This window comes from Stenotrophomonas sp. PS02301 (assembly GCF_029959485.1).
Taxonomy (GTDB): Bacteria; Pseudomonadota; Gammaproteobacteria; order Xanthomonadales; family Xanthomonadaceae; genus Stenotrophomonas; species Stenotrophomonas maltophilia_Z.
In genome coordinates this window covers 17,529-42,081 of sequence record NZ_JASCOO010000018.1, presented here as the reverse complement: position 1 = coordinate 42,081, position 24,553 = coordinate 17,529, and the positions used below count along the sequence as shown (strand labels likewise).

The window sequence follows — 24,553 nt, the reverse complement described above, 5'->3', positions numbered from 1 at the left end:
CGGGAGCCGGCAGCGCCATGCACCGCATGGCGTTACGGGTCCAGCGCCACCCCATTGTTGCGCTGGGTCACTTCGGCCGCACCGTCGGCCTGCATCACCCGTACGCGCAGGCCACCGCGATCCCCGGCCGGCAACGGCAGGCTGACAATCGTGGTCTTCGGCAGCAGGTCGCTCGGCGCCGCCAACCTCGGAATCTCGGCCCGGGCCAGCTCACGGCCCCTGGCATCTTCCAGCACTGCCACGCCCACACCGGTCGCGACATGGCCCAGGCTGTGCACGGTCACCTGCACCTGGCGCCCGTCCACGCGCACATCGCCGCGCCCGATGCCGAGGTCGGGCCGCTGTTCGACCGGGGTGCCAGCCTGCACCAGCTCGAACTCGAACACCTGGCTCTGGCCCGGCACGAACCGCAGCGTGGTCGAGGCACTGCGTTCCAGGGTGAGATCACGCGTGGTGGCCTTGCCGTCGATGGTGTCATCGCCGTTGCGGTCCACGCCGCTGGTCATCCGCCATTGCCCGGCGGTGACGTTCCAGGTGCTCATCTCCGCCTCCACCGCGTGCTTGCCCAGGTTGTAGGCGATCACCTTGAAGCGGTCCGGCGAGGGCGCGTGCACCAGCAGCGCGACCTGCTCGGCGGCCTGCGGCTGGGCGAAGCGCCAGCTCACGGTGTGGCCCGGCCAGCTCTGGTTGCGCTTGAGCGCGATGCCGCCCAGGCGTGCACGCTGCAGGAATTCGCTTGGCGCTTCGACACGGTCGGACCACCAGTGGCCTTCGGTGTTCATGTATTCGCGCTGCGCCTTGGCCTGGATGCCGTCGGCATGCAGCGCTTCCAGATACTTCTTGTCGCCGGTGGCCTGCCACGCCATCAGGCTGGCGAAGCCGGTGCTGCCACCCTCGGCATCGCTGATGAAGCGCGGGTTCCATTCGGCGCCGCGGCCGAGGGCCTCGACATAGTTCTCGCCCAGGTTGGACAGCGCCCCCGGGCCACCGCGCTCGACGCGGTAATCCAGCGCCTTGAGGTACTTGTCATCGCCGGTCCAGCGCCATGCCGCCCAGAAGGTATGCATGATGTCGCCGCTGCCCGAGCCGTTGTTGAGCTCACCGCCGCGGGTCTTGCCGGTTGCCCAGTTGATCTCGTTCGGCAGTGCCCAGCGGCCCTTGTCGTCGGTGTAGGCGTGGGCGAGATAGCCATCGGCCAGGCCGGTGACCAGCTTGCGGCCGGTCGGATCGGCGTTGTACTGGCCGATCAGGAACGCCGGGTGCAGCACCGGGAAGGAATACGGCTTCTGCCATTGCCAGTTCGGTTCGCGGTAGACCTTGTTGCCGCCGAACCAGTTGCTGGAGAACAGCAGATGGCCCTGCGGGTTGGGCAGGATGATGCGTTCGTCGAACGCCTTCACCGTTTCCATCAGGCGCTCGATGGTGAGCGGATCGCCCCAGTTGAGGTAGAGCATCGCGCTGTTGGTGTTGATGCCCTCCTCGTAGGAATGCAGTTCGTCGGTCTCGATGGTGCTCAGGCCGTTGCTGAACATGCCATTGCGGTACACCGCATCGGACAGCGCGGTCAGCGAGGCATTGAGCTTGTCCGGCTGCACGCCCATCAGGGCCAGCCCCGGCCACTGCTGGGTCAGGTCGGAATCGTCGGAGATGCCGCCGCCGAAATCACCGTAGGCGATCTGGCGGTTATCGATCCACCACTCGATGAAGCGACGCACGTACTTGAGATCTTCGGTCTGCCGGAACGCCCACAGCGGCACGCCGTTGGGCGCCGCGGGCTGGGTGAACGGCGGTTTGCCCTGGCTGTTGTAGCTGATGTAGTTCCAGTACAGGCGGCCGAGCTCGTGGTCCGGGTCCACCCGCAGCAGGTCGCTGAGATCGGCGTACACGCGCGCGTACAGGCGCTGGCGCTTGGAGGTGGTGTGCTCTTCGACCAGGAAGCCCCAGTTGTCGCGCACCTGGTTGAAGCGGTCGGCGATGTGTTCCTTCCTGGCCTCCTCGCGGTCCTTGTAGACCATGCGGATTTCCGCACCGTCCAGCGAGGTGGCGTTGAACCCCGGTGCGGCCGACGCGACGGAGATCCACAGGCTGTCGGCGGTCAGGATGCGATCGCGCAGGTCCAGCCACAGCGTGCGCTTCTGGCCCGGCTTGACCGAGACCGACACGTCGATCATGTCGCGCGCCGGCCACAGCGGGTCCTTGATGCGGATGTTGAGCGGGATCAGGCCGTCATGGGTCGCGGGCAGATCCAGCTTCGGCAGATCGATCGCGATGCCGTCCAGGCCGTCATGCATGTTCTCCCAGCTGTGTGCCCAGCTGCGGATCAGCGGCTGTGCGGCTGGGGCGTCGCTCACGCCGGAAGGGATCAGCACGTGCACGATCGGCATCGGCTGCGCGGGCAGCGTATCGGCCGTGCGCTTGCGTGAGCCGGCGCCCTTGGGCAGCGCCATCACCGTGCTGCGTTCGGCAGCCGGGTAGCGGCCCTGGATGTACTCGCGCAGCGCCGCGATGTTGGTGTAGTCCGGCAGGGCCTGGCTGTCGATCAGGTAGCGCTGCTTGACCGTGCCCTCCGGCTCGGCGGCATCGCTGACCTGGTACGCCCAGATTTCCTGGATCGGGGTTTCCTGCGCGGTATTGCGGAAGTGCAGCACGCCGCCCGCCTGCGCAGGGATCTGGTTGACGCTGCGGACCACCCCCTGCGGGCGCTCGAACAGGGCCTGCGCTGGCTGGCCGTCCACACTGTGGCTCAACCCGCCGAAGGCGGCGCCGCGCACTTCGATGCGGTTGACGGTCTCACCGGCCGGCAGGGTCAGGTCGAGCTGCTGGCCACCCTCTACATAGGTATTCCAGTCCGGCAGCTGGAAGTAATCGTTGCGGCCCGGCAGCCGTGAACGGTTGTAGACACCCGGCCAGGTGGTTTCGGCGATGCCGTCGGTCGCCTTCCACATCCACTGCTTGTGGTCCTTGGTATCGGCGAATTCGATCTTGCGGATCGTGGTGGTCGGCGCGGTCAGCGCCGGCGGCGGCGCAGCGTCCCAGCCATGGCGATGGCGCCAGGCGCGCATCGGATCCGGTTCGGCCACTGCCGTGCGGGGCGCGGCATTGCGGGCCAGCGCGGCCATGCCGGCTGGGTCGAGCAGGCGGTCATAGATGCGGATCTCGTCGAAATCGCTGCCGCGCAGGAAGTTGTAGCGGCTCTGCACCTGGTAGGGGGCCATCACGCGCGCGGCCAGGCCGAGCTGATCGAGTGCGGCATCGTAGTCGGCGGTGGTCTCCTGGCGGGCGACCTCCCTGCCATCCACGTACAGCCGCACGCCGTGGTTCTCATCCCAGCCGAAGGCGATGTGCTGCCACTGTTGCGGCGAGGGGTTCTGGTCGAGCTTGAACGACACGCGCGTGCGCGCCAGGTTGGCATCGGTGACGAAGGCATCGAAGCCGTGGCCATTCCAGTCGATGCGCAGCCAGGCCATGTCCCAGCTGCTGTGGTCGGCATAGCCGACCCGGAAGATCACGAACGGCGCTTCACCCACCGCATAGCGCGAGCGCCAGAAGAAGCCGAGTGTGCCGCGCTGTGCCTGGATGTTGCCCGGTGCGTTCCACGACAACACGCCATCATCCGCCCATTCGATCGCGCTGCCATGCGCGCCGTTGGGCACCCGCTTCACCTTGTCCACGAAGTTGGGGACCGGGTCACCCACAGCGGTATCGGCCTGCAGACTCTGGTCGGCCGACACGTGGAACAGCAGCTGCGGTGCGGTCTGCGCCCAGGCGGTACCACTGCCGGCGAGCAGCAGCGCCAGCAGGCTGGCGGACAGGCGGGAGGGACGGATCAAGGGGGCGACAGGGCGATGCATGGGACCTTCCTTTCGACAGCAGAAACAGTACAGCGGAACCACCAGCGGGCGTCAGCGGCTCACGGTGGCCTCCCGCCCCCGCACCGCGCCCGCCATCCCGGAGAGAAGGACAGGGACGGGCGCGATAGCGGTGGCGGCAGGCGCAGCACGGTCAGAACTTGTAGCGCAGGCCGAGGTAGTACTGCCGCCCGGTATGCGTGTAGCGGTCCGGCAGCGACAACGCCGAATCGACATAGCGCTCATCGGCGGTGTCGAGCAGGTTGATCGCTTCGAAGGTCAGCGAGAGGTTCTTGTTGACCTTGTAGGACATGTTGAAATCCACGTTCTCCACGCTGTACTTGCCCTGCACATCGGCCGTGGCGAACTGGTTGCCGTCCAGGTCCCACACGTTCTCCTGCGACAGGATGGTGCTGATGTACGCGTCGCGGTAGCTGGTGGAGACGCGGGCGCTGAAGCGGCCGTCGTCGTAGTACAGCGTGGCGTTGTACGAGTTCGGCGAGAGATTCAGCAGGTCGTTCTCGGTGTAGGTGGTGACGATCGTGCTGCCGGTGCCCGAGCTGAACATGTATTTGATCTTGGATTCGACGTGCGTGTAGTTCAGCTGCACGCCGAAGTTGCGCCAGAAGCCGGGCAGGAAGCTGAAAGGCTGCTGGTAGGACACCTCATAGCCCTTGAGCGGGCCGCCCGGGGTGTTGAAGTAGCTCTGCACGTTGAACACCGTGTCCGGGCTGAAGCCGGTCGGCAGCAGATCCAGCGAGTAGCCCATGTCCGCCCAGGTGGTGAGCAGGCGGGTGCGCTGCACATAGCTCTCGATGTCCTTGTAGAACACCGCGGCCGACAGCAGCGCGCCTTCGTCGAAGTACCACTCCGCGCTCAGGTCGTAGTTGGTCGAGCGGAACGGATCGAGCTTGGGATTGCCCAGGTTGATCGAGTAGCTGCGGTCGTCATCGAAGTAGGCGGTGGGACCACCGCTGACGCTCGGCGACAGGTTGGACAGGGTCGGGCGGGCCATGGTCTTGGCCGCGCCGAAGCGCAGCACGAAGGTATCGCTCAGGTCCCAGGCCAGGTTCAACGAGGGCAGCCAGTCGTCGTACTTGTGGCCGACCCGGGTGCCGACCTGCAGGCGCTCGCCGGGATCGGCAGTGGCGCTGGCCACGCCGAAGAACGGCTCGCACGCCGAGGACAGATCATTGGCGTTGGTGGCCGTGCACGGCGCATAGCCATCGGCGGTGATGCGGGTCTGCACGTAGCGCACGCCCAGGTTGCCGCGGAACGCGCGGCCCAGCAGGTCGGTGTTGAAGTCCAACTGCAGGTAGCTGCCGTAGCTCTTCTCGTTGACGTCGAAGTTGTTGTTGGACGCCCCGAAGTGACCGACGCTGGCCAGGCGGTAATCACCGCCGAGCGTGCCGGTGTTGCAGTTGCAGTAGATGTCCAGCAGCTTGGCGATCTGGTTGAAGTCCGGCACCAGCCACGCGTTGGGCAGGTTGCCGTCCATGCCCTTGCCGAAGCCGCTCAGCGTGTTGCTCAGGTCACCCACGCCCACACCGGCCGGCAGCGCCTGCGACAGGCGGCCGTAGCTGATGTTGCGGTACTCCTGCGTGCTCATGTCGTAGTCCTTGTAGGCCAGACCGCCGCGCAGGGTGAAGGTGGGATTGATGTTGAACGTGAGGTCGACCTTGGCCGTGTCGAAGGCGTTGTCGACGTACTGCGGGTTCAAACGCACTTCGCTGATGTTGCCGCCACGCGCCGTGCCGTTGGCATTGACCGGCGTGCTGCCGTAGCCCAGCCACTTCCAGTTGTCGACCGCATTGAGATCAAACGGGAAGGACATCGCAGGCACCTTGCCGTTGCGCATGTCCAGCACGAAGCCATCGAGGTTGCTGTTGTCGAAGCTGACCATCGAGAAGACGGGCCGCTCGTAGTTGGATTCGGAGTGGCCGATCACCGCATCCAGGCGCACCGCATCGTTGAAGCGATGTTCCAGGTTCAGGCTGAACTGCTTGAACTCGGTGCTCTCTTCGATCGCGGTGGATTCGGTGCGGAAATCCACGTTGTCGAACACGCCGTAGGTCAGGCGGTTCTGTTCATCGGCCTGTGCTTCGCGGACCACGATCTGGGTCTTGCCGCCGTACTGCGCGGTGCGGTGCAGGTTGGCGCCGATGGAATCTTCGCGCACGTTCTTGTCGAGCTTGGAATACAGCATGTCCAGGTTCAGCTGAGTGTCGTCGCTGACCTTGAACTGCAGCGCGCCGGTGACGCCCAGGCGCTCGATCTCATGTTCGGTGCGGATATAGCGCGGGTAACGCGGGATCCAGGCGTTGGTCGCGGTCTCGTAGGCGGCGATGTTCTCGGCCGTCGCCGCGGGGCGGTCCAGGCCGGGGCCGCAGTGGGTGGCATCGATGCCGTAGCTGCCCCAGCCGTTGCTGCGCGCCTGGTTGGCGGCGCTGCCGACACCGGCGGCGGTCTCGTTGGCCAGCGGATTGCGCGGGGTCTGCGGGTCGTAGCCGGCCGGGCTGCAGAAGCCGTAGGTGCCGTTGTTGGCCGCGGTGCTCTGGTTGGAGTTGCGGTAGTTGCCGTGCTCCCAGCGGACCGGGTTGTAGCCTTCCTCGAAGATGGTGCGCTTGCTGTAGGCCACCGACATCAGCGCGCCGACGCGGCCGTCGGCCCAGGTGTTGCTGATCAGCCCGGAGATGCGCGGGTCTTTATTCTTGGACAACTCGTTGTAGCCGTACTGGCCACCGAGCGATGCCTGGAAGCCCTCGAAGTCGAACGGGCGCGAACCGCGAAGATCGACCGTGGCACCCAGCGAGCCCTCGTCGGTCTGCGCCGACTGGGTCTTGTTGATCTTGACCCGGCTGAAGAGTTCAGAGGCGAAGGTATTGAAGTCGAAGCCGCGGCTGCGGTTGACGCCGGTGGTGCCGCTGCCGGCGGTGGACAGCGCTTCCAGACCGTTGATGCGCACGCGGGTGAAATCCGAGCCCAGGCCGCGCACGGAGATCTGCTGGCCTTCGCCACCTTCGCGATCGATCGAGACGCCGGCGATGCGCTGCATCGACTCGGCCAGGTTCAGATCGGGGAACTTGCCGATGTCTTCGGCGTAGATCGCATCGACCTGCTCGACGCTGTAGCGCTTTTCATCCAGGGACTGCTGCAGGCTTTCGCGGTACGTCGCTTTGACCTCCACTTTGTCCAGATCCACTGCATTGAGCGAGGCGGCCGCTTCGGGCGTCTGCTGTGCCGCGGCGATGCCGGCCACGCTCTGCAGCGCGAACGCGATTGAGACTGCAAGCAAGGTAAGCGGTGTCTTTTTACGGGTGTCGAGTCGATCCATCGTGTGTAACCCCCTCCCAGGGTGCGCCGCCATGCGACTTTGATGTTGATGAGTCATGACGTCCGGCCTCCCCCGGAGCGTCTGTCGCGCATTGCCGCGTGACACCGCTGGTCATCCGAAACGTAACAAACCCTTCACGGGGCGGCATCTTGCGCCGCAGCAGCGTGCGTGTGCTGGCGAGGGTCGAGGGATGGCAACGATGGCGGCGTGCGCGCAGCCGGCGGCGTGATCGCTCACGCCGCCGGTGGGTACGGCCGTTGAATCAGAACTTGTAGCGCACGCCGAGCAGGAACTGGCGGCCGGTTTCGGTGTACTGCAGCGGCAGGCGACCGGTGGCCGGCGAGTAGACCCACTCGTCGGAGGCTTCGTTGGTCAGGTTGATGCCTTCCAGGCTCAGTTCGAGCTGGTCGCTGATCGTGTAGCGGATCGAGGCATCGAGGACCGTGGTGCCGGTCATGCCGTGATAACCATCGAGGTTGAAGCCGGTTTCCGTACCCGGTGCCTGGGTCAGGTAGTCATCGCGGTTGGTCGCCGAGACACGGCCGGAGAAGACCTTGCCTTCGTAGAACAATGTGGCGTTCCAGGAGGACTTGGACAGACCGGTCAGGTCGGTCTTCATCACCGGCTGGCCCGCGGCGTTGAGGTACTGGATCTGCGATTCCACCCAGGTGTAGTTCAACTGCACGCCGAGGTTGGACCACTTGCCCGGCAGGAAGGTGAACGGCTGGGTGTAGTTGGCTTCCACGCCGTGCAGTTCACCACCCGGGGTGTTGACCGGCCGGCTGTAGGTGAAGTCATCCGTGGGCGAGGCGCCGGTGCCGATCAGCAGCGAGGCAGGCAGGCCGCTGTCAGAGTACGGACGCACTTCGCGGGTGGTCTGCACGAAGCTCTCGATGTCCTTGTAGAACAGACCGATGCCGGCCATCGCGCCTTCGGCGAAGTACCACTCGAAGCCGAGGTCGACGTTGGTCGCGCGGATCGGCTCCAGGTCCGGGTTGCCGCTGGAGATGGTGCGTGCACCACCGGCCACGGCCACCGTTGCGCCAGGCGTCAGGCTGCCCAGGCCCGGGCGGCTCATCACCTTGGCCGCGCCGAGGCGGATCAGGAAGTCCGGGCTGACTTCGGCCACCAGGTTGAACGAGGGCAGGGTGTCGTTGTAGGTGCGGTTTTCGGTAGTGGCGACCGTACCGGTGGCCAGCGTGGACAGGCCGGTGGAGCTCTGCTTGGTGCGCACGTAGCGCACGCCCACGTTACCCGACAGCGGCAGGCTGCCCAGTTCGGTGGAGAACTCGCCCATCAGGTAGGCACCGCGGTCCTTCTCTTCGACGCTGCGCACGTTGTTGGCACGCGGGGCGACGGCGAAGATGCCGCTGTTGCTGTAGATGTCGAACTGATCGGCGATGGCGTTCAGATCCGGCACCACCCAGTTGGACGGGCTGCCGTTGATACCCTTCAGGCCGGCCTGCGCGGTCATGTCCACCGGCACGATCTTGGTGCCATCGGCGAAGTTGGGCACGGCCAGCTCGCTGGCGCGGCGCAGTTCGGTGGTCTTGAAGGTGTAGTCCTTGGCCAGCACGCCACCCTTCAGGCGGAAGCCGGGGCTGATGTTCCAGTTGAAATCCAGCTGGCCGGTATCGAAGTCGTTGTCCACGTACTGCGGACGCAGGCGGATCTCGGCCAGTTCCCAGCCGGCCGGGTTGGTCGGGTCGATACCGTAGTTCAGCGTCGGGAACCGGCTGTTGCCCCGGTAGTCGTAGCTGTAGTTGTCGACGTCGTACTTGTCCATGATGACCGTGGTCTGCACCGGGTTCTCGTGCTTGGAGCGCGAGATGCCGATCTTTCCGGACAGGGTGAAGTCGTCACCGAAGCGGTGCTGGCCGTTGAGGCTGAGCTGCTTGAACTCGGTGCTCCACTCGTCGTGACGGTTCTCCGAGCGGATGTCGACGTTGTCGAACTCGCCGTAGACCAGGGCGTTGTTTTCGATCACGCCGTTCTTGACGATCATCGACGGCTTGCCGTCGCGATCGGGGCGACGCAGCGCGCCGGTGGCCGAATCGCGGTTGCGGCTGAAGGAAATCGCCTCGATGTAATGTTCATCGCGGGTGGCGTCGATCTTGGAGTAGAGCGCATCCAGCGAGAACTCGGTGGCGTCGCTCGGCTTCCACTGCAGGGTACCGGTCACGCCCAGGCGCTTCTGCTCATGTTCCATCTGCACATAGCGCGGGAAGCGCGGGTGGTAGACATCGGCCGAACGCGCCGCGGCGAACGGCGAGGTGGCGCTGAAGCCGCCGTTGCTGGGGCCATTGGCCCAGCGGCCGGTGTTGGAGCCTTCCTCCAGCGCCTGGCGCTCGGAATAGGCCACCGACAACAACGCACCGAAGGTGCCATCGGCAAAGGTGTTGGAGATCAGCGCGGCCATGCGCGGGTCGGCCTTTTCGGCCATCGCGTTGTAGCCGGCCTGGCCGCTGGCGGCGAAGGTGAAGCCGTCATAGTCGAACGGGCGCGCGGTGCGCAGGTCGACCGTGGCTCCGAGCGAGCCTTCCTCGACATCGGCCGAGGCGGTCTTGCGCACCAGCAGCTGCGAGAACAGGTCGGAGGCGAACACGTTGAAATCGAAGCCACGGCCGCGGTTGGTGCCGCCGCTCTGGTCACCGGCGCCGACGGTGGTCAGCGCTTCCATGCCGTTGATGCGCACGCGGGTGAAGTCCGGGCCCAGGCCACGCACCGAGATGTTGCGGCCTTCGCCGGCCTCACGGGTGATGACCACGCCGGGGATGCGCTGCAGCGATTCGGCCAGGTTCAGATCCGGGAACTTGCCGATATCCTCGGCGACGATGGCATCGACCACGCCGGCTTCGCCGCGCTTGATGTCCAGCGCCTTCTCGACACTGGCGCGGTAGCCGGTGACGGTGACGGTATCCAGGTCGGTGGGGTTGGTGCCCGCATCCTGGGCCAGCGCGGTACCACTCAGCGCCAGGCCGATCGACAATGCCAGCAAGGTAACCGGTGTCTTTTTCTGCGTGTTCTGGACTTGCATGTTTTCCCTCTCCCAAGGTGCTACATGAAACAGCTATCCAACGACATGTCAGTGCAATGACACCGCTGGTCAGGGCGGACGTTAACAGCCCGTTACTAATCCGGCATCTTGCACCGCAGCAGACCTTGAATGTCCCGCAGACGCTTGCAGGACAATGGTTCCGACATTCGGGACAGGTGGACGGGGCGGCGTCCATCGCTAGAATGACACCGCTAGTCATTGCTGCGGGGCGTCCTTGCGGCGTCCGCAGCCCTCACAAGGATCCAGGACCATGAGTCGTGTTGTCTGTTTCGGAGAGTTGTTGCTGCGCATGAGCGCACCCGGCCGCGAGCTGCTGCTGCAGCGCGGCCAGCTGGCGGTCCACGCCGGGGGCGCGGAGGCCAACGTCGGTGTCTCGCTGGCCCATCTTGGGCATGCGGTGGCGGCGGTCAGCACGGTGCCGGCGAACCCGTTGGGCGAGTTCGCGCTGGGCGAGTTGCGCCGGCATGGCGTGGACACCAGCGCCGTGCGCCGCACCGACGGCCGCATGGGCCTGTACTTCCTGACCACCGGCGCCGTGCAGCGCGCCAGCGAAGTGGTCTACGACCGTGCCGATTCGGCCTTCGCCAACAGCAGCGCCGCCGATTACGACTGGGACACGCTGCTGGCCGGCGCCGACTGGCTGCACCTGTCCGGGGTCAGCCCGGCGCTCAACCCGGCCATGGCCCAGGCCACGCTGGCCGCGGCCCGTGCGGCATGCGCGCGGGGCGTGAAGGTGTCCTTCGACGGCAACTTCCGCCCGTCGCTGTGGGCGCGCTGGCAGGGCGATGCGCCCGGCATCCTGCGCGAGCTGTTCGCCTGCGCCGATCTCGTCTTCGCCGACTACCGCGATATCGGCGTGGTGCTCGGCGGGGAGTTCGAGCAGGCCGATGTGCGTGAGCGCGTCGACGCGGCCGCGGCGCAGGCCTTCGCCGCGTTCCCGCGGTTGCAGTGGATGGCCTGCACGCAGCGCACGCCGCACAGCGTGGACAACCACGCACTCGGGGCGATGCTGATCGGCCGCGACGGCACCCGCGCGGTGGCGCCGACCCGCGAGATGATCGGCATCGTGGACCGCATCGGCGGTGGCGATGCCTTCGCCGCCGGCATCCTGCATGGCATGATGCGCGGCTTCGCGCCGGACGCGATCGTGCGTTTCGGCCTCGCCGCAGGCTGCCTGAAGCACTCGATCCCCGGCGACTTCAACCCTGTCAGCGAGGCTGACATCATGGCCCTCACGGGCGAGGAGCGATTCGATGTCCGGCGCTGATCCGCGCGTACGCGCAGTCCTGAAACTGGCCCCGGTGATTCCGGTGTTCACCCCGGAAAACGTCGACGATGCCGTCGAGGTCGCACGCGCACTGTTCAACGGCGGCCTGCCGGTGATCGAAGTGACGCTGCGCACGCCGATGGCGATGGACGCGATCCAGGCGATGGTGGAGGCGGTGCCCGATGCCGTGGTCGGCGCCGGCACCGTGCTGACCGCCGCGCAGATGGAGAAGGTCAAGCAGGTGGGCGGGCGCTTCGCGGTGTCGCCGGGCGCGACCCCGCGCCTGTACGCCGCCGCCCGCGATACCGATCTGCCGTTCCTGCCGGGCGTGGCGACCTCGTCGGAGCTGATGCTCGGCCTGGAGCACGGCCTGGATACCTTCAAGTTCTTCCCGGCCGTGCAGGCCGGCGGCGCGGCCATGCTGTCGGCATGGAACGGCCCCTTCGGCGATGTGCGCTTCTGCCCGACCGGCGGCATCAGCGCGCAGACCGCACGCGATTTCCTGCACCTGCCCAACGTGCTGTGCGTGGGCGGGTCCTGGCTGACCACCCGGGCGCTGCTGCAGGCCAGGGACTGGGCCGGCATCGAGCAGCTGGCGCGCGATTCGGCCGCGCTGGTCGGCTGAGCCCACACGGCCTGCCGTCTCAGTGACGGCGGGCCGTCGCCCCGACACGGCGATACAGCGTGCTGCGGCTGATGCCCAGCGCGCGCGCCGCCTGGGCGACATTGCCATGGCTCGCGCGCAGTGCCTCGCGCATCGCGGTTTCGGTCATCGCGTCCAGCCCCTCGGCCGCGGACGGCATCACCGGGGCAGGCGCGGCCTGCAGATAGGCCGGCAGCATCGCGTGCCGGATCACCTCACCCGGATCGCTCAGCGCCACCAGCGTGCGCAGGCAGGAACACAGCTGCCGCAGATTGCCCGGCCAGGCATACCCGGCCAGCGCCTCCAGCGCCGCGCTCGCCAGTTGCCGGCCCTGGCCGAGCCGTTGCCACAGCCCCTGCACCAGCGCCGCGCGTTCGGCGTGCTCGCGCAGGGCCGGCAGGCGCACGCTGTGATCGGCGATGCGGTAGTAGAGGTCGCTGCGGAAGTCACCAGCGGCCATCGCCTGATCGAGATCGCGGTGGGTAGCGCAGATCAAGGCGAAATCCAGTTGCACCGGCTTGCCGCCACCCAGCGGTGACAGCGTGCGCTCCTGCAGGACGCGCAACAGGCGCGGCTGCAGCGCCAGCGGCATATCGCCGATCTCATCGAGGAACAGCACGCCGCCCTGGGCCTGGCGCAGCAGGCCGGTATTGCCGCTCTTGCGCGCACCGGTGAAAGCACCTTCCTCGTAGCCGAACAGCTCGGCTTCGATCAGGCCTTCCGGCAGCGCCGCGCAGTTGACCGCCACGAACGGTTTGTCGGCACGCGTGCTGCGCCGATGCAGTTCACGTGCGAACACCTCCTTGCCGGTGCCGGTCTCGCCCTGCAGCAGCACGGGCAGCTGCGCATCCAGCACGCGGCAGGCGCGCTCGAGCACCTGCTGCTGGGCCGCGTCGAACAGGGGCGTGGCATCCACCCGCACGGCCGCCGCGGCGGCACGCGCGGGTGCCGCGGGGGTCGGACGCGCGGGCAGCAGCGAGCGGACCGTGGCGCCACCGGCAGGGCTTACGTGGCCGTACAGCGCGCGGCCCTGGCGATCCACCAGCGCGCCGTCATCATGCAGCCGTGAGGTTGGACCATCGAACAGCGCCTCGTAGGGCGCCCTGCCGATGTCGCCGTGGTCCAGCCCGAACAGGGCCAGCCCGGCACGGTTGGCGGCCACCAGGCGGCCATTGCGGAAGCCCAGCACGCCTTCGCGCGCGGTACCGAGCAGGCCGGCGTCGTGATGCAGGCGGACCACCTCGCAGTCGCCCAGTCCCGCCTCGAAGTAGCGGTGCTCGATATGCGCCACCGCCTGCCGTGCCAGCACGCGGGCGTGCAGGTGCTGCTGGCGCGCGTCGCCGGAGATGTCGAGCACGCCCACACGCTGCCCGTACGGATCGAAGATCGGTGTTGCCGAACAGGTCAGGATCGCGTGCGGCGCGAAGTAGTGCTCGCCGCCACGTACCTCCACCGAGCGACCTTCGACGATGGCGGTGCCGATCGCGTTGGTGCCCACCGTGGTTTCATCCCACCGCACGCCTGGCATCAACGCCACCCGCCCGGCTTTGTCGAGGAAACCCGGGTTGCCCTCCGCATCCAGGATCCAGCCGGCTTCGTCGGTCAGCAGCGCGATGCTGCCGGTCGCGGCGATGTCGGCGGCCAGGCCATCCAGCTCCGGTCGCGCCAGCCGCCACAGCGTTTCCTGGCGCTGGCGCAGCTCGCGCAGGCGGGCGTCCGGCAGCGGTTCGACCTCCGGCTGTGCATCGACCGATAGCCCGCCGCGCTGGCAGCGCTGCCACGACTGCAGGATGGTGTCGGGCACGCTGCCGACCGGCGCCGCGCCACGCTCGAAAAAGGAGCGTCGCGCATTGCCGACACGGTGCTGGAGCGGGAGCTGGGACACCTGGATTCTCCAGTGTCGCAATCTGCGACAGTTGTAGCGGGGCCTGTTCCGATAAACACCACACCCGGCGTTACCGTGCAATGACCGGCCGTGGTGCACCGCATCAGTTTCCGAGCCCCGCTCCAATCGGTACGCCGGGTGACGCCTTGCCGCACTGCACCACACGGAACCTGGCATCGTCCTTGCGCCATGGAACAGACCCTTATCGGGCCTGTCCACCGCCATCCGGAGATGCACCATGAATGCCGTCACGTCTGCCAAGCCGCACGCCACCGACCCGCAGTCCATCTTCAAGCCGCGCTACGGCAACTACATCGGCGGGGAGTGGGTGGCCCCGCGCAGCGGCCAGTATTTCGAGAACACCACGCCGGTGACGGGCAAGGTGTTCACCGAGGTCGCCCGTTCCAACGCCGAGGACATCGAAGCGGCGCTGGACGCCGCCCACGCGGCCAAGACCGCCTGGGGCCAGACCTCGACCACCGAGCGCGCCAACATCCTCAACCGGATCGCCGACCGCATCGAAGAGAACCTCGAGCTGCTCGCCCATGCCGAAACCTGGGACAACGGCAAGCCGATCCGCGAAACGCTCAACGCCGATGTGCCGCTGATGGCCGATCACTTCCGCTACTTCGCCGGCGCGGTGCGCGCGCAGGAAGGCAGCCTGTCGGAGATCGACAAGGACACCATCGCCTACCACTTCCACGAGCCGCTCGGCGTGGTCGGGCAGATCATCCCGTGGAACTTCCCGATGCTGATGGCGGCCTGGAAGCTCGCGCCCGCGCTGGCCGCCGGCAACTGCGTGGTGCTCAAGCCGGCCGAGCAGACCCCGGCGTCGATCCTGGTGCTGATGGAGGTGATCGGCGATCTGCTGCCCAAGGGTGTGCTCAACGTGGTCAACGGCTTCGGCGTGGAGGCGGGCAAGCCGCTGGCCTCCAACCCGCGCATCGCCAAGATCGCCTTCACCGGCGAGACCACCACCGGCCGCCTGATCATGCAGTACGCCAGCCAGAACCTGATCCCGGTGACGCTGGAACTGGGCGGCAAGTCGCCGAACATCTTCTTCGCTGATGTCATGGCCGAGGACGATGACTTCCTCGACAAGGCCGTGGAGGGTTTCGTGCTGTTCGCCTTCAACCAGGGCGAGGTCTGCACCTGCCCCTCGCGCGCGCTGATCCAGGAATCGATCTACGAGAAATTCATGGAACGTGCGCTCACGCGCGTGGCCGCGATCAAGCAGGGCAATCCGCTCGATCCCAACACGATGGTCGGTGCGCAGGCCTCCTCCGAGCAGCTGGAGAAGATCCTTTCCTACTTCGACATCGGCCGGCAGGAAGGGGCGCAGGTGCTGATCGGCGGTGAGCAGGCCAAGCTGGAGGGCGACCTGGCCGGCGGCTTCTACGTGAAGCCGACCGTGTTCAAGGGCCACAACAAGATGCGCGTGTTCCAGGAAGAGATCTTCGGGCCGGTGGTCTCGGTGACCACGTTCAAGACCGAGGAAGAAGCCCTGGAGCTCGCGAACGACACCCTGTACGGCCTCGGTGCCGGGGTGTGGAGCCGTGATGCCTCGCGCCTGTACCGCATGGGCCGTGGCATCCAGGCCGGGCGCGTGTGGACCAACTGCTACCACGCCTATCCGGCGCATGCTGCGTTCGGTGGTTACAAGCAGTCGGGCATCGGCCGCGAGAACCACAAGATGATGCTCGACCACTACCAGCAGACCAAGAACCTGCTGGTCAGCTACTCGCCCAAGAAGCTGGGCTTCTTCTGAGCCTGCCCCGGGCTTGATCCCGATCAAGGCGCCGGCATGCGGCCGGCGCCACAGTGCTGTCATTGGCCATCCACGGAGATCCACGCATGAACAAGACCATGAAGGCCGCTGTTGTCCGCGAGTTCGGAAAGCCGTTGCGTATCGAGGAAGTCGAGGTGCCGCGTCCGGGGCCCGGCGATATCCTGGTGAAGATCGAAGCCTGTGGCGTGTGCCACACCGACCTGCATGCGGTGGACGGGGACTGGCCGGTCAAGCCGAACCCGCCCTTCATTCCCGGCCACGAGGGCGTCGGCCACGTGGTCGCGGTCGGCGCCGGGGTCAGCCATATCCGCGAAGGCGACCGTGTCGGCATCCCGTGGCTGTATTCGGCGTGCGGCTACTGCGAGCACTGCCTGGGCGGCTGGGAAACGCTGTGCGAAGCGCAGCAGAACACGGGTTACTCGGTGAACGGTGGCTTCGCCGAGTACGCGTTGGCAAACGCTGCGTATGTCGGGCTGCTGCCCAAGGGCGTGGGCTTCATCGAGGTGGCGCCCATCCTGTGCGCCGGCGTCACGGTCTACAAGGGCCTGAAGGTCACCGATACCAAGCCCGGCCAGTGGGTGGTGATCTCCGGCATCGGCGGGCTCGGCCACATGGCCGTGCAGTACGCCAAGGCGATGGGCCTGAACGTGGCCGCGGTGGATATCGACGACGGCAAGCTCGCCCTGGCCGAGCGGCTGGGAGCGACGATCACCGTCAACGCGCGCAACACCGATCCGGCCGCGTTCCTGAAGAAGGAGATCGGCGGGGCACACGGGGCGCTGGTCACCGCGGTCTCGCCGAAGGCCTTCGAGCAGGCACTGGGCATGGTCCGTCGCGGCGGCACCGTCTCGTTGAACGGCCTGCCGCCGGGCAACTTCCCGCTGGATATCTTCGGCATGGTGCTCAACGGCATCACCGTGCGTGGCTCGATCGTCGGCACCCGTCTGGACCTGCAGGAATCGCTGGAATTCGCCGAGCAGGGCAAGGTGGCCGCGACGGTGACCAGCGATTCGCTGGAGAACATCAACGACATCTTCGCGCGCATGCAGGCCGGCAAGATCGAAGGCCGCGTGGTGCTGGACATGAGCGCGTAACCGGCTGCGCGTTGCCGTCCTGCGCCACTCCCCCTCTCCCGGTGGCAGCAGGACGGCAGCGCCGGTTCTTCCGTCCTGCCGGCCATTGGCCGGCGTCCCTGGCACCCCGATCATGACCGACCTCCCGCTCCAGGTGATGGCCACCCTCCCGGCGCTGCAGCTGATCGAGACCCTGCAGGCACGCCACGGCGATCTGCTGTTCCACCAGTCCGGCGGCTGCTGCGACGGCTCCTCGCCGATGTGTTTCGCCCAGGGCGATTTCATCGTGGGCGACCGTGATGTGCGCATGGGCGAGATCGGCGGGGCGCCGTTCTACATCAGCCCCGCGCAGTTCGAATACTGGAAGCACACCCAGCTGATCATCGACGTGGTGCCCGGCCGGGGCGGCATGTTCTCGCTGGAAAACGGCGAGGGTGTACGCTTCCTGGTCCGCTCGCGCTTGTTCAGCGATGAGGAGTTCGCCCAGCTCCAAGCCGCCGGCCGGGTCTGAAATTCCCTGCGGCAACCCGTCCATAATGGCGGCTCTCCCGCCCTGACGCCCCTGCCATGCCTGTGTGGTCCGCCCTGAAGAATCCACTGCTGTCCGTGCTGGCCGTCGTGTTCGCGTTCGCGGTGATGGTGCTGGTCAACAGCCTCGGTTCGTGGCTGGTGCCATTGCTGCGCATTCCGCCGGGCGGCGAGCCGCAGCTGGCCTGGGACCTGGCCTGGACGATCCTCAGCGGCATCGCCGCGATCGCCTTTGCCAGCCGTTATGCGCCGACCTGGCCCCGTAGCCACGGCGGCGTGGTGTGGGCGGTGATCGCGGCCGCATCGATCTACACCGCCTGGGATTTCGGCAGCGATTTCCCGTTCTGGTTCGTGGTGATCCTGCTGGTCTCGCTGCCGGTGCAGGCATTCGTGGGCCTGTGGGTGGGCACGCGGTTCCGGCCAGGGCGCGCCTGATCAGCTGCCGGGCAGCACCTGCTTCACCTGCTCGATGCCCGCCCACGGGTCCTGCTGCAACCGCTCCGCGCGCTGCAGCGCCTTCGCCATCGGGAAAGCGTCCGGCGCCGGGATCCGCCCCAGCTCTTCCCAACGCAACGGCACCGCCACGCCGGCACCCGGCCGCGCCCTCAGCGACCACGAGCTCACACTGGTGGCCCCGCGCGCATTGCGCAGCCAATCGATGAAGATCACCCCGTCGCGCTTGGCCTTGCTCATCGTCGCCACATAGCGCTCCGGTGCCTGGGTGGCCATGGCCTGCGCGAAGGCCTCGCAGAAGTCCTTGGCGTGTGCCCAGTCGGCCTTGGGCTGCAAGGGCACCACCACGTGCACACCCTTGCCGCCGGAGAGCCGGACGAAGCTCTCCAGCCCGGCTTCCTGCAGGCGCGCGCGCACATCGCGTGCGGCGGCCTTGATCTGGGTCCAGTTCACGCCTTCGCCGGGATCCAGATCGAACACCAGCTGGTCCGGGTGTTCGGGATCCTCGACGGTGGCCCCCCAGGGATGCAGCTCCAGGGTGTTCATCTGCACCAACTGCAGCAGCCCCTCCACATCTTCGATGTAGAGGTAGTCCTCGCGCCCGCTCTTCTGCTCCAGCGGGATCGCCTTGACCGCACCGCCCAGCCCGGTGCCATGGTGCTTCTGGAAGAAGCAGGGCTTGTCCACCCCGTCCGGGCAGCGCAGCACCGACAGCGGACGGCGCGCCACCTCGGGCAGGATCCAGCGCGCCATGCGCCGGTAGTAGTCGGCCACTTCGCCCTTGGTGATCTTCGCCTTGGCGAACACCACGCGTTCGGGATGGCTGATCGCCACGGTGCTCTCTTCCTGCGCAGCCGCGGCCTTCTTCCGGCCGCTGGTTTTCGCCGCCGGGGCGGAGGCGGACGCAGCGGCGGTAGTGACGTTGGCTGCCGCGCCCAGATCCTTCGGCTGTTTGTCTTCGCGCAGCCGCTTGAAGCTGGCCTGGCGCAGCAACCCTTCCTTGGCCCAGCCGCGGAAAGCGACCTCTGCCACCAGCACCGGCCTCACCCAGTGCACGCTGCGCGCGGTGAACGGCACATGCGCGGGCAGCTCCACCACCGCGTCCTTCACGGTCAGCGGCGTCAGTTGCTTGGTCAGCGTGCGCAGCGCGGCATCATCGAAGCCCGTGCCGACGCGGCCGACATAACGCAATCCGCCCTTGTCCGGTGTGGCCATCAGCAGCGAGCCGAAACCGCTGCGCGATCCCTTGGGCTCGGTATAGCCGACGATGAGGAACTCATCGGTGTTCTCGTGCTTGATCTTGATCCAGTCGCGTGAGCGTGCGTTGACGTAGGGCGCATCGATCCGCTTGCTGATGATGCCTTCGAACCCGGCCTCGCCACTGGCGGCGAACACCGCCGGGCCGTGGTCGCGCACATGGTCGCTGTAGGCCAGGGTGTCCGGCTTGCTGCCCAGCAGATCCTTGAGCAGCGCCTTGCGCTCCAGCAGCGGCACCCGGCTGACATCCACACCGGCGATGCCCGGCATGTCGAACACCACATAGCGCAGTGGCTGTTTCGCGGTGCCGTCGATGACCTTCTGCAACGCGGTGAAATCACTGCGGCCCTGCGCATCCAGCACCACCAGTTCACCGTCCAGGCGCAGATCGCGCACCGGCAGCCGCTCGATCGCCTGCACCACCTCGGGGAACTCGTCGGTCCAGTTCAGCCCGCCGCGCGAGCGCAGCGCAACCACGCCTTCGCGCACGTCGGCGAGCAGGCGATAGCCATCCCATTTGATCTCGTGCAGCCACTGCTCGCCATCCGGCGCGGTGGCACGGTGGTCGGTCAGCTGCGGCTTGAAATCGTGCGGGTAGGGCCTCTCGCGTGCGCCTTCAAGCGCCAGCGCGCGTTTGGACCAGCGCGCATCGGCCTTGCGTGCGGCGCGGGTCGTCACGGCCTTGGCGGGGGCGGTCTTCTTTGCCGAGGCCGCCTTCTTCGTGTTGGCTGCGGCGGCCTTCTTGGTGCCTGCGCGCTTGGCGGCCTCCGGTGGCGCCTCCAACAGATCATCGGCCTCCATATCCCTTGCCTCATCGTCATCGCGTTTGATCAACAGCCACTGATGCTGCTTGCCCTTCATCGCGGTGCGCACCAGTTTCCAGCCGCCCTTGAGGCGCTCGCCGTGCAGCACGAAGTCCACCTTGCCAGCCGCGATCGCCTCCAGCGGGTCGCCATCGCAGGCCCAGGTGCCGTGGTCATAGACATCCACATGGCCAGCGCCGTAGTGCCCGCTGGGGATATCGCCGGCGAACGTCGCATAGGACAGGGGATGGTCTTCCACCTCCAGGGCGAGCCGTTTTTCGCCGACACGCAGCGAGGGGCCCTTCGGTACCGCCCAGCTCTTGAGCACGCCGTCAGCTTCGAGCCGGAAGTCGTAATGGCGCGAGCTGGCATGGTGCAGCTGCACCACGAAGATCGGCCGCCGCGCCGGCGCACCGCGGCGCTCGGCGTCCGGCTCGGGGGTGCCGTCGAAACGGCGTTTACGGCGGTATTCCTGCAGGGACACGGCGGCTTACCCAGCCTTGCGCGCAGGTGCACGCTTGGTGGTTTTCTTGGTCGCTTTGCCTGCTGTCTTGGTCGCCTTTTTGGCCGCCGTGGGTTTGGCGACCTTGGCCGTGGCCTTCTTCGCCGCTGTCTTTCTGGCGGCCGGCGTGCGCTGCTTGGCATCCAGGCTCTTCTGCAGCAGCGACATGAAGTCGACCACGTTGGTCGCATCGTCCTCGCGCGGGACCGGCTCTTCCTCCACCTTGGTGGTGCCGCCCTTGGCCTTGATCCGCTTCTTCAGCAACGTGTGCAGGCGCTCGCGGAATTCATCGTGGTACTCGTCCGGCTTCCACTCGCCGGACATCGAGGCGATCAGCTGCTCGGCCATGGCCGTTTCCTTGCTGTTGATGCGGTACTCGGACAGGCTGCCGCTGGGCAGCTTGTAGTCTTCCGGGTCCACCAGTTCCTGCGGATAGCGCAGGATCATCAGCACCAGCGCATCGCCGTGCGGCATCACCGCGCACAGGTACTCGCGGGTGCGCACCACGACCCGCGCGATGCCGACCTTGCCGGTGCTGCGCAGCGTTTCGCGCAGCAGCACGTAGCCTTTTTCGGCTTTCTTGGCGGGCACCAGCAGGTAGGGCTTCTCGAAATAGCGCGGATCGATGGTGCCGGCATCGACAAACGTTTCCACCTCCACCGCCTCATGGCTTTGCGGTGCGGCCGAGCGGATGTCGTCTTCCTCCAGTACGACGTAGCTGCCCTTGTCGTACTCGTAGGCTTTGACGATCTCTTTCCACGGCACTTCCTCACCGGTATCGGCGTTGACCCGTTCGAAGCGGATCGGCTTGCGGTCGCGCGAATCGAGCATCCGGAAGTGCAGATCGACATTGCGTTCGCCGGACATCAGCGACACCGGGACATTGAGCAGCCCGAATGACAGCGTGCCGGTCCAGATCGGTCGGGCCATGGTGGCGCCACTCCAACGCTACAGGGAGGGCAGCTGTACCGCGCAGCACGTGAAACGCCTGTGTCCGGGCTGTGCAGGCCGGCTGCACGCCGCAGCTACTGCAGCAGGCCGTGCACCGCCGCGGCCGGCATGTGGTCCAGCGCCAGCCACGCGTCTTCGACCACGGCGCGGGCCTGGTGCCAGCCCAGTCGCGACTGCCCGCGCATCTGTTCCCAGTGCTCGGCCAGCTCGCCATCGGTGTCATCGGCACCGCGCGGCCAGTCCGCATAGTGCGTGGTCAGCGCGAAGGCGTAGGCGGGATAGAGGTCGCGCCAGCTGCGCCGGCCGTGACTGCGGCGCTGCTCGTAATCGCTGCGCATGTACTGCAGGTAGTCCTGTGCAACCGCCTGCGCGTCCTCGGCACGGTCACGGCGCGCACGGCGCCCGCTCCGTTCCGGCTGCAGGTAGGCGTTGAACAACGCGGGTGCGGCACGGCGGTCCAGGCGGGGCATGACACGACTCCGACAGCGGCGGGGCAGGCAGGAATAGACCCGCCACCGTTATCGAGCCGTGACAGATTCGTTGATGCACCGGGATTCGCGGCGACTTCACCCGCCGCGCGCTGTAGTGGGGTGCACAGCTACTGGAGAACTCCCATGCCCCGCGATCCCCTGCGCGACGCCACCGCCCCGGTCCCCGGCGAGCAGCGCGCCAAACATGACAATCAGGACGCCGAAGACCGCGGCGCCGGCATGTCCGTGCCCGACGACGCACCCGATCACCTGCCGGTGGCGGTTACGCCGGATCCCGTTCCGCGCGACCGCAAGGATTCGGCGGCCGGCGAGAAAGGCCCGGCCGGTCATCATCGCCGCGAAGATGAATACCAGCGCCGACAGCGCAAGGAGCACGCCAGCGACAACCAGGACGAGGCGCTGGAAGAGACCTTCCCGGCCAGCGACCCGACCTCACCGTTCGTGCCGGCCAAACCGCCCCGGTAGGTCCAGGTCCAGTGGATCAGGGCGCCCACTGCCACTGCAGGCCCACGTTGTAGCGGCGGTCCGGCCCCGGCTCAAAGAAGCGCTGGTTGCCGTCGTTGACGATCACCGAGCCGATGTAGCGCTGGTCCAGGGCGTTGTCGATCCGCGCGAAGGCACGCAGCGTGCCCTGTGCGGTGGTCCAGCGCCGCGATAGTTCCAGATTCAGCAGCGCGTAGCCCGGCGCGCGCTCGGTGGCCAGATCGTTGACCACGGTGTCGCTGGAGGCCACCACCTCGGCGGCCCACTGCCACGGGCCCGGGCGGTACTGCACCCGCGCGTTCCACTGCTGCCTGGGCACGCCGGGCAGGCGTGAGCCGGCGGTCACCGTGTTGCAGCCAGCGGCCGCGCACAGCGCGTACGGATCACGCACGGTGGCTTCGAGCCAGGTGTAGGCCAGCGAAAGATCCGCCTGCGCCCCCAGCGGCTGCACATAGCTGGCCTCCGCGCCCTGGCGGCGCGTGCGGCCGATGTTGCGGTAGGTGCTGCGGCCGCCGCTGTTGCTCGCCACGGCCAGCTCGTCATCGGTATCGGCGCGGAACAGCGCGGCTTCGACCTGCGCGCCATTCTGTCCATGCCACTTGCTGCCGACTTCCAGGTTGCGGCTGCGGGCCGCCGAGAGATCCAGCGCCAGCCCGGCCTGGCCATCGGCGCGATAGCCCAGCTCGTTGAAGGTCGGGGTCTCGAAGCCACGCCCGGCCGAGGCATACAGCCGCCAGGCATCGGTGGCGCGGAACACCACGCCGGCCACCGGGGTGGTCGCCTCGTAGCGACGCGACCCGCTGTCGTCGGGATTACCCGCGGTGATGTAGTGGTCGTTGGAGCGGAAACGGACCGTGCTGTGGCGCACCCCCAGCAGCAACGACCAACGCGGCGCCCACTGCCACCACGCCTGGGCGAACTGGTCCACGTTTTCGACCCGGTCGCTCTGGTCGCGGCGCAGGCGGCCCTTGATACCTACCTGATCACCCACGAAATTCTCGTAACCGCGGCGATCCTGCTGCTGGCGGTCGGCATTGGCGCCGATCACCACATCCAGCGGGCGACCGGCCCAGTCACCGTGCCACGCCCAGCGCGCGTCGAGCCCACCGTAATCGCCGTCCAGATCGATCACCCCACCAGCGTGCAGCGGCGAGTTCAGCTGCGGCCCCGGCGGGATCGCCAGGTACTGCTCCACGCTGCGCTGACCGGCATAGCCCATCGCACGCCAGGTCTGCGCGCCTTCCGTTCGGGTGAACACCAGCCCGGCCTGGGCCTGGCGCACGGATTTGCGGGTGTTGTACTGGGTCGCCACGGCGGTGGCCTGGCGCGGGTTCTCGCGCACCTGGGCGCGGGTCAGGCCGAGCGGATCCTGTGCGTCGGGCGCATCGAAGTAGTTCAGGACCAGATCCAGCTGGCCGCCACCGACATCCGTGCCGAGCCGGGCGTTGAGCGACTCGCGGCGGGCCTGGCTGTGGTCACGCCAGCCATCGGTGCGGAAGTGGTTGGCGGCCACGTTGTAGCGGACCGGGCCCTGCACGCCGCGCAGCTGGGCGCCGGCGCTCACGGTGTTGTCGCTGCCGGTATCCACCCGCAGGCGCCATGGGTCGCCTTCGGCGCCGTCCGCGCTCCAGACCTGGACCACGCCGCCGGAGGAGTTGCCGTAGAGCGCCGAGAACGGCCCGCGCAGCACTTCCACGCGCTGCGCCGAGAGCAGGCTGGCGTGGGAGAGCTGGCCCTGGCCGTCGGGCATGGTGGCCGGTACACCGTCCACCAGCACGCGCACGCCGCGCACGCCGAAGGTCGAGCGCGCGCCGAAGCCGCGGATCGAGAGCTGGGTGTCCTGCGCGTAGTTCTGACGATCGCGGGCAACCACCCCGGGAATGCCGTTGAGCGCCTCGGAGAGCTGCGCCAGCGGCCCGGTGCGGTCCTCGTCCACCCAGACCGTGGTCAGCGAGGCCGGCAGGTCGATATCGGCCACCTGTGCCACGCGCGCGGCCTGGACCTGGACCGTGGGCAGCCGCTCGATCGGCGCGGACGGGGCGGGAGTGTTCTGGGCCTGCGCCAGCGATGGCAGCAACACGGCCGAGGCCAGCGCACAGTGGCGGGCCAGCGGGGTAAGACGGAGCATGCGGGGCGGGATCCTCGGTGAATGGGCGTGCCGCACGCCATGGTACGGAAGCGTACGTGA

At 67.3% G+C, this 24,553-nt stretch carries 15 protein-coding genes; 7 read left to right on the top strand and 8 right to left on the bottom strand.

Going from position 1 to position 24,553, the window contains the following annotated elements; all coding sequences use genetic code 11:
• Nucleotides 1-32: 32 nt before the first annotated feature.
• The 3 genes from QMX81_RS07360 to QMX81_RS07350 form a co-directional block, all read right to left on the bottom strand.
• On the bottom strand, nt 33-3,851 hold the full coding sequence (locus QMX81_RS07360; protein ID WP_282260126.1) for a LamG-like jellyroll fold domain-containing protein: 3,819 nt from the start codon (nt 3,849-3,851) through the stop codon (nt 33-35).
• A 151-nt stretch (nt 3,852-4,002) separates the two neighbouring features.
• The gene (locus tag QMX81_RS07355; protein WP_282260124.1) at nt 4,003-7,182 is read right to left on the bottom strand and encodes a TonB-dependent receptor; all 3,180 of its coding nucleotides are present in this window, start codon (nt 7,180-7,182) and stop codon (nt 4,003-4,005) included.
• A 262-nt stretch (nt 7,183-7,444) separates the two neighbouring features.
• Nucleotides 7,445-10,219, bottom strand: a complete 2,775-nt coding sequence (locus QMX81_RS07350) for a TonB-dependent receptor (RefSeq protein ID WP_121043795.1) — start codon at nt 10,217-10,219, stop codon at nt 7,445-7,447.
• Between the two features lie 271 nt (nt 10,220-10,490).
• Between QMX81_RS07350 and QMX81_RS07345 the strand changes: the two genes are divergently transcribed.
• Together QMX81_RS07345 and eda are read left to right on the top strand one after the other, a co-directional pair.
• Nucleotides 10,491-11,507, top strand: a complete 1,017-nt coding sequence (locus tag QMX81_RS07345) for a sugar kinase (RefSeq protein WP_152152770.1) — start codon at nt 10,491-10,493, stop codon at nt 11,505-11,507.
• Entirely contained in the window at nt 11,494-12,132 is a 639-nt protein-coding gene (eda, locus tag QMX81_RS07340) for a bifunctional 4-hydroxy-2-oxoglutarate aldolase/2-dehydro-3-deoxy-phosphogluconate aldolase (protein WP_088435287.1), read from the top strand. Before QMX81_RS07345 ends, eda begins: the two co-directional genes overlap by 14 nt.
• Nucleotides 12,133-12,151: 19 nt before the next feature.
• On the opposite strand, the gene QMX81_RS07335 is transcribed toward eda, so the two are convergent.
• A complete protein-coding gene (locus QMX81_RS07335; protein ID WP_121043789.1) occupies nt 12,152-14,035 on the bottom strand; it encodes a sigma-54-dependent Fis family transcriptional regulator in 1,884 nt (627 codons plus the stop codon).
• Nucleotides 14,036-14,273: 238 nt separating this feature from the next.
• Here QMX81_RS07335 and adh point away from each other — a divergent pair, with 238 nt between their 5' ends.
• The 4 genes from adh (at nt 14,274) to QMX81_RS07315 (ending at nt 17,860) form a co-directional block, all read left to right on the top strand.
• Entirely contained in the window at nt 14,274-15,803 is a 1,530-nt protein-coding gene (gene adh, locus QMX81_RS07330; protein WP_282260119.1) for an aldehyde dehydrogenase, read from the top strand.
• An 86-nt stretch (nt 15,804-15,889) separates the two neighbouring features.
• Nucleotides 15,890-16,918 carry an alcohol dehydrogenase AdhP gene (adhP, locus tag QMX81_RS07325; RefSeq protein ID WP_046272245.1) on the top strand — a complete coding sequence of 343 codons (1,029 nt, stop codon included), beginning with the start codon at nt 15,890-15,892 and terminating at the stop codon, nt 16,916-16,918.
• Between the two features lie 112 nt (nt 16,919-17,030).
• On the top strand, nt 17,031-17,408 hold the full coding sequence (locus QMX81_RS07320) for a DUF779 domain-containing protein (protein ID WP_121043783.1): 378 nt from the start codon (nt 17,031-17,033) through the stop codon (nt 17,406-17,408).
• 56 nt (nt 17,409-17,464) lie between these two features.
• Nucleotides 17,465-17,860, top strand: coding sequence for a hypothetical protein (locus tag QMX81_RS07315; RefSeq protein WP_121043780.1), 396 nt, complete (start codon nt 17,465-17,467; stop codon nt 17,858-17,860).
• On the opposite strand, the gene ligD is transcribed toward QMX81_RS07315, so the two are convergent.
• The 3 genes from ligD to QMX81_RS07300 form a co-directional block, all read right to left on the bottom strand.
• Nucleotides 17,861-20,422, bottom strand: coding sequence for a DNA ligase D (gene ligD / locus QMX81_RS07310; protein ID WP_282260111.1), 2,562 nt, complete (start codon nt 20,420-20,422; stop codon nt 17,861-17,863). It lies immediately after the preceding gene.
• Between the two features lie 6 nt (nt 20,423-20,428).
• On the bottom strand, nt 20,429-21,370 hold the full coding sequence (locus tag QMX81_RS07305; protein WP_121043774.1) for a Ku protein: 942 nt from the start codon (nt 21,368-21,370) through the stop codon (nt 20,429-20,431).
• A gap of 95 nt (nt 21,371-21,465) precedes the next feature.
• Nucleotides 21,466-21,861 carry a hypothetical protein gene (locus tag QMX81_RS07300; protein ID WP_121043771.1) on the bottom strand — a complete coding sequence of 132 codons (396 nt, stop codon included), beginning with the start codon at nt 21,859-21,861 and terminating at the stop codon, nt 21,466-21,468.
• Between the two features lie 144 nt (nt 21,862-22,005).
• Between QMX81_RS07300 and QMX81_RS07295 the strand changes: the two genes are divergently transcribed.
• Nucleotides 22,006-22,347, top strand: a complete 342-nt coding sequence (locus QMX81_RS07295) for a hypothetical protein (protein WP_102788774.1) — start codon at nt 22,006-22,008, stop codon at nt 22,345-22,347.
• A 16-nt stretch (nt 22,348-22,363) separates the two neighbouring features.
• Here QMX81_RS07295 and QMX81_RS07290 read toward each other — a convergent pair whose 3' ends face one another.
• Nucleotides 22,364-24,493 carry a TonB-dependent receptor gene (locus QMX81_RS07290; RefSeq protein ID WP_282260105.1) on the bottom strand — a complete coding sequence of 710 codons (2,130 nt, stop codon included), beginning with the start codon at nt 24,491-24,493 and terminating at the stop codon, nt 22,364-22,366.
• Nucleotides 24,494-24,553: the final 60 nt, after the last annotated feature.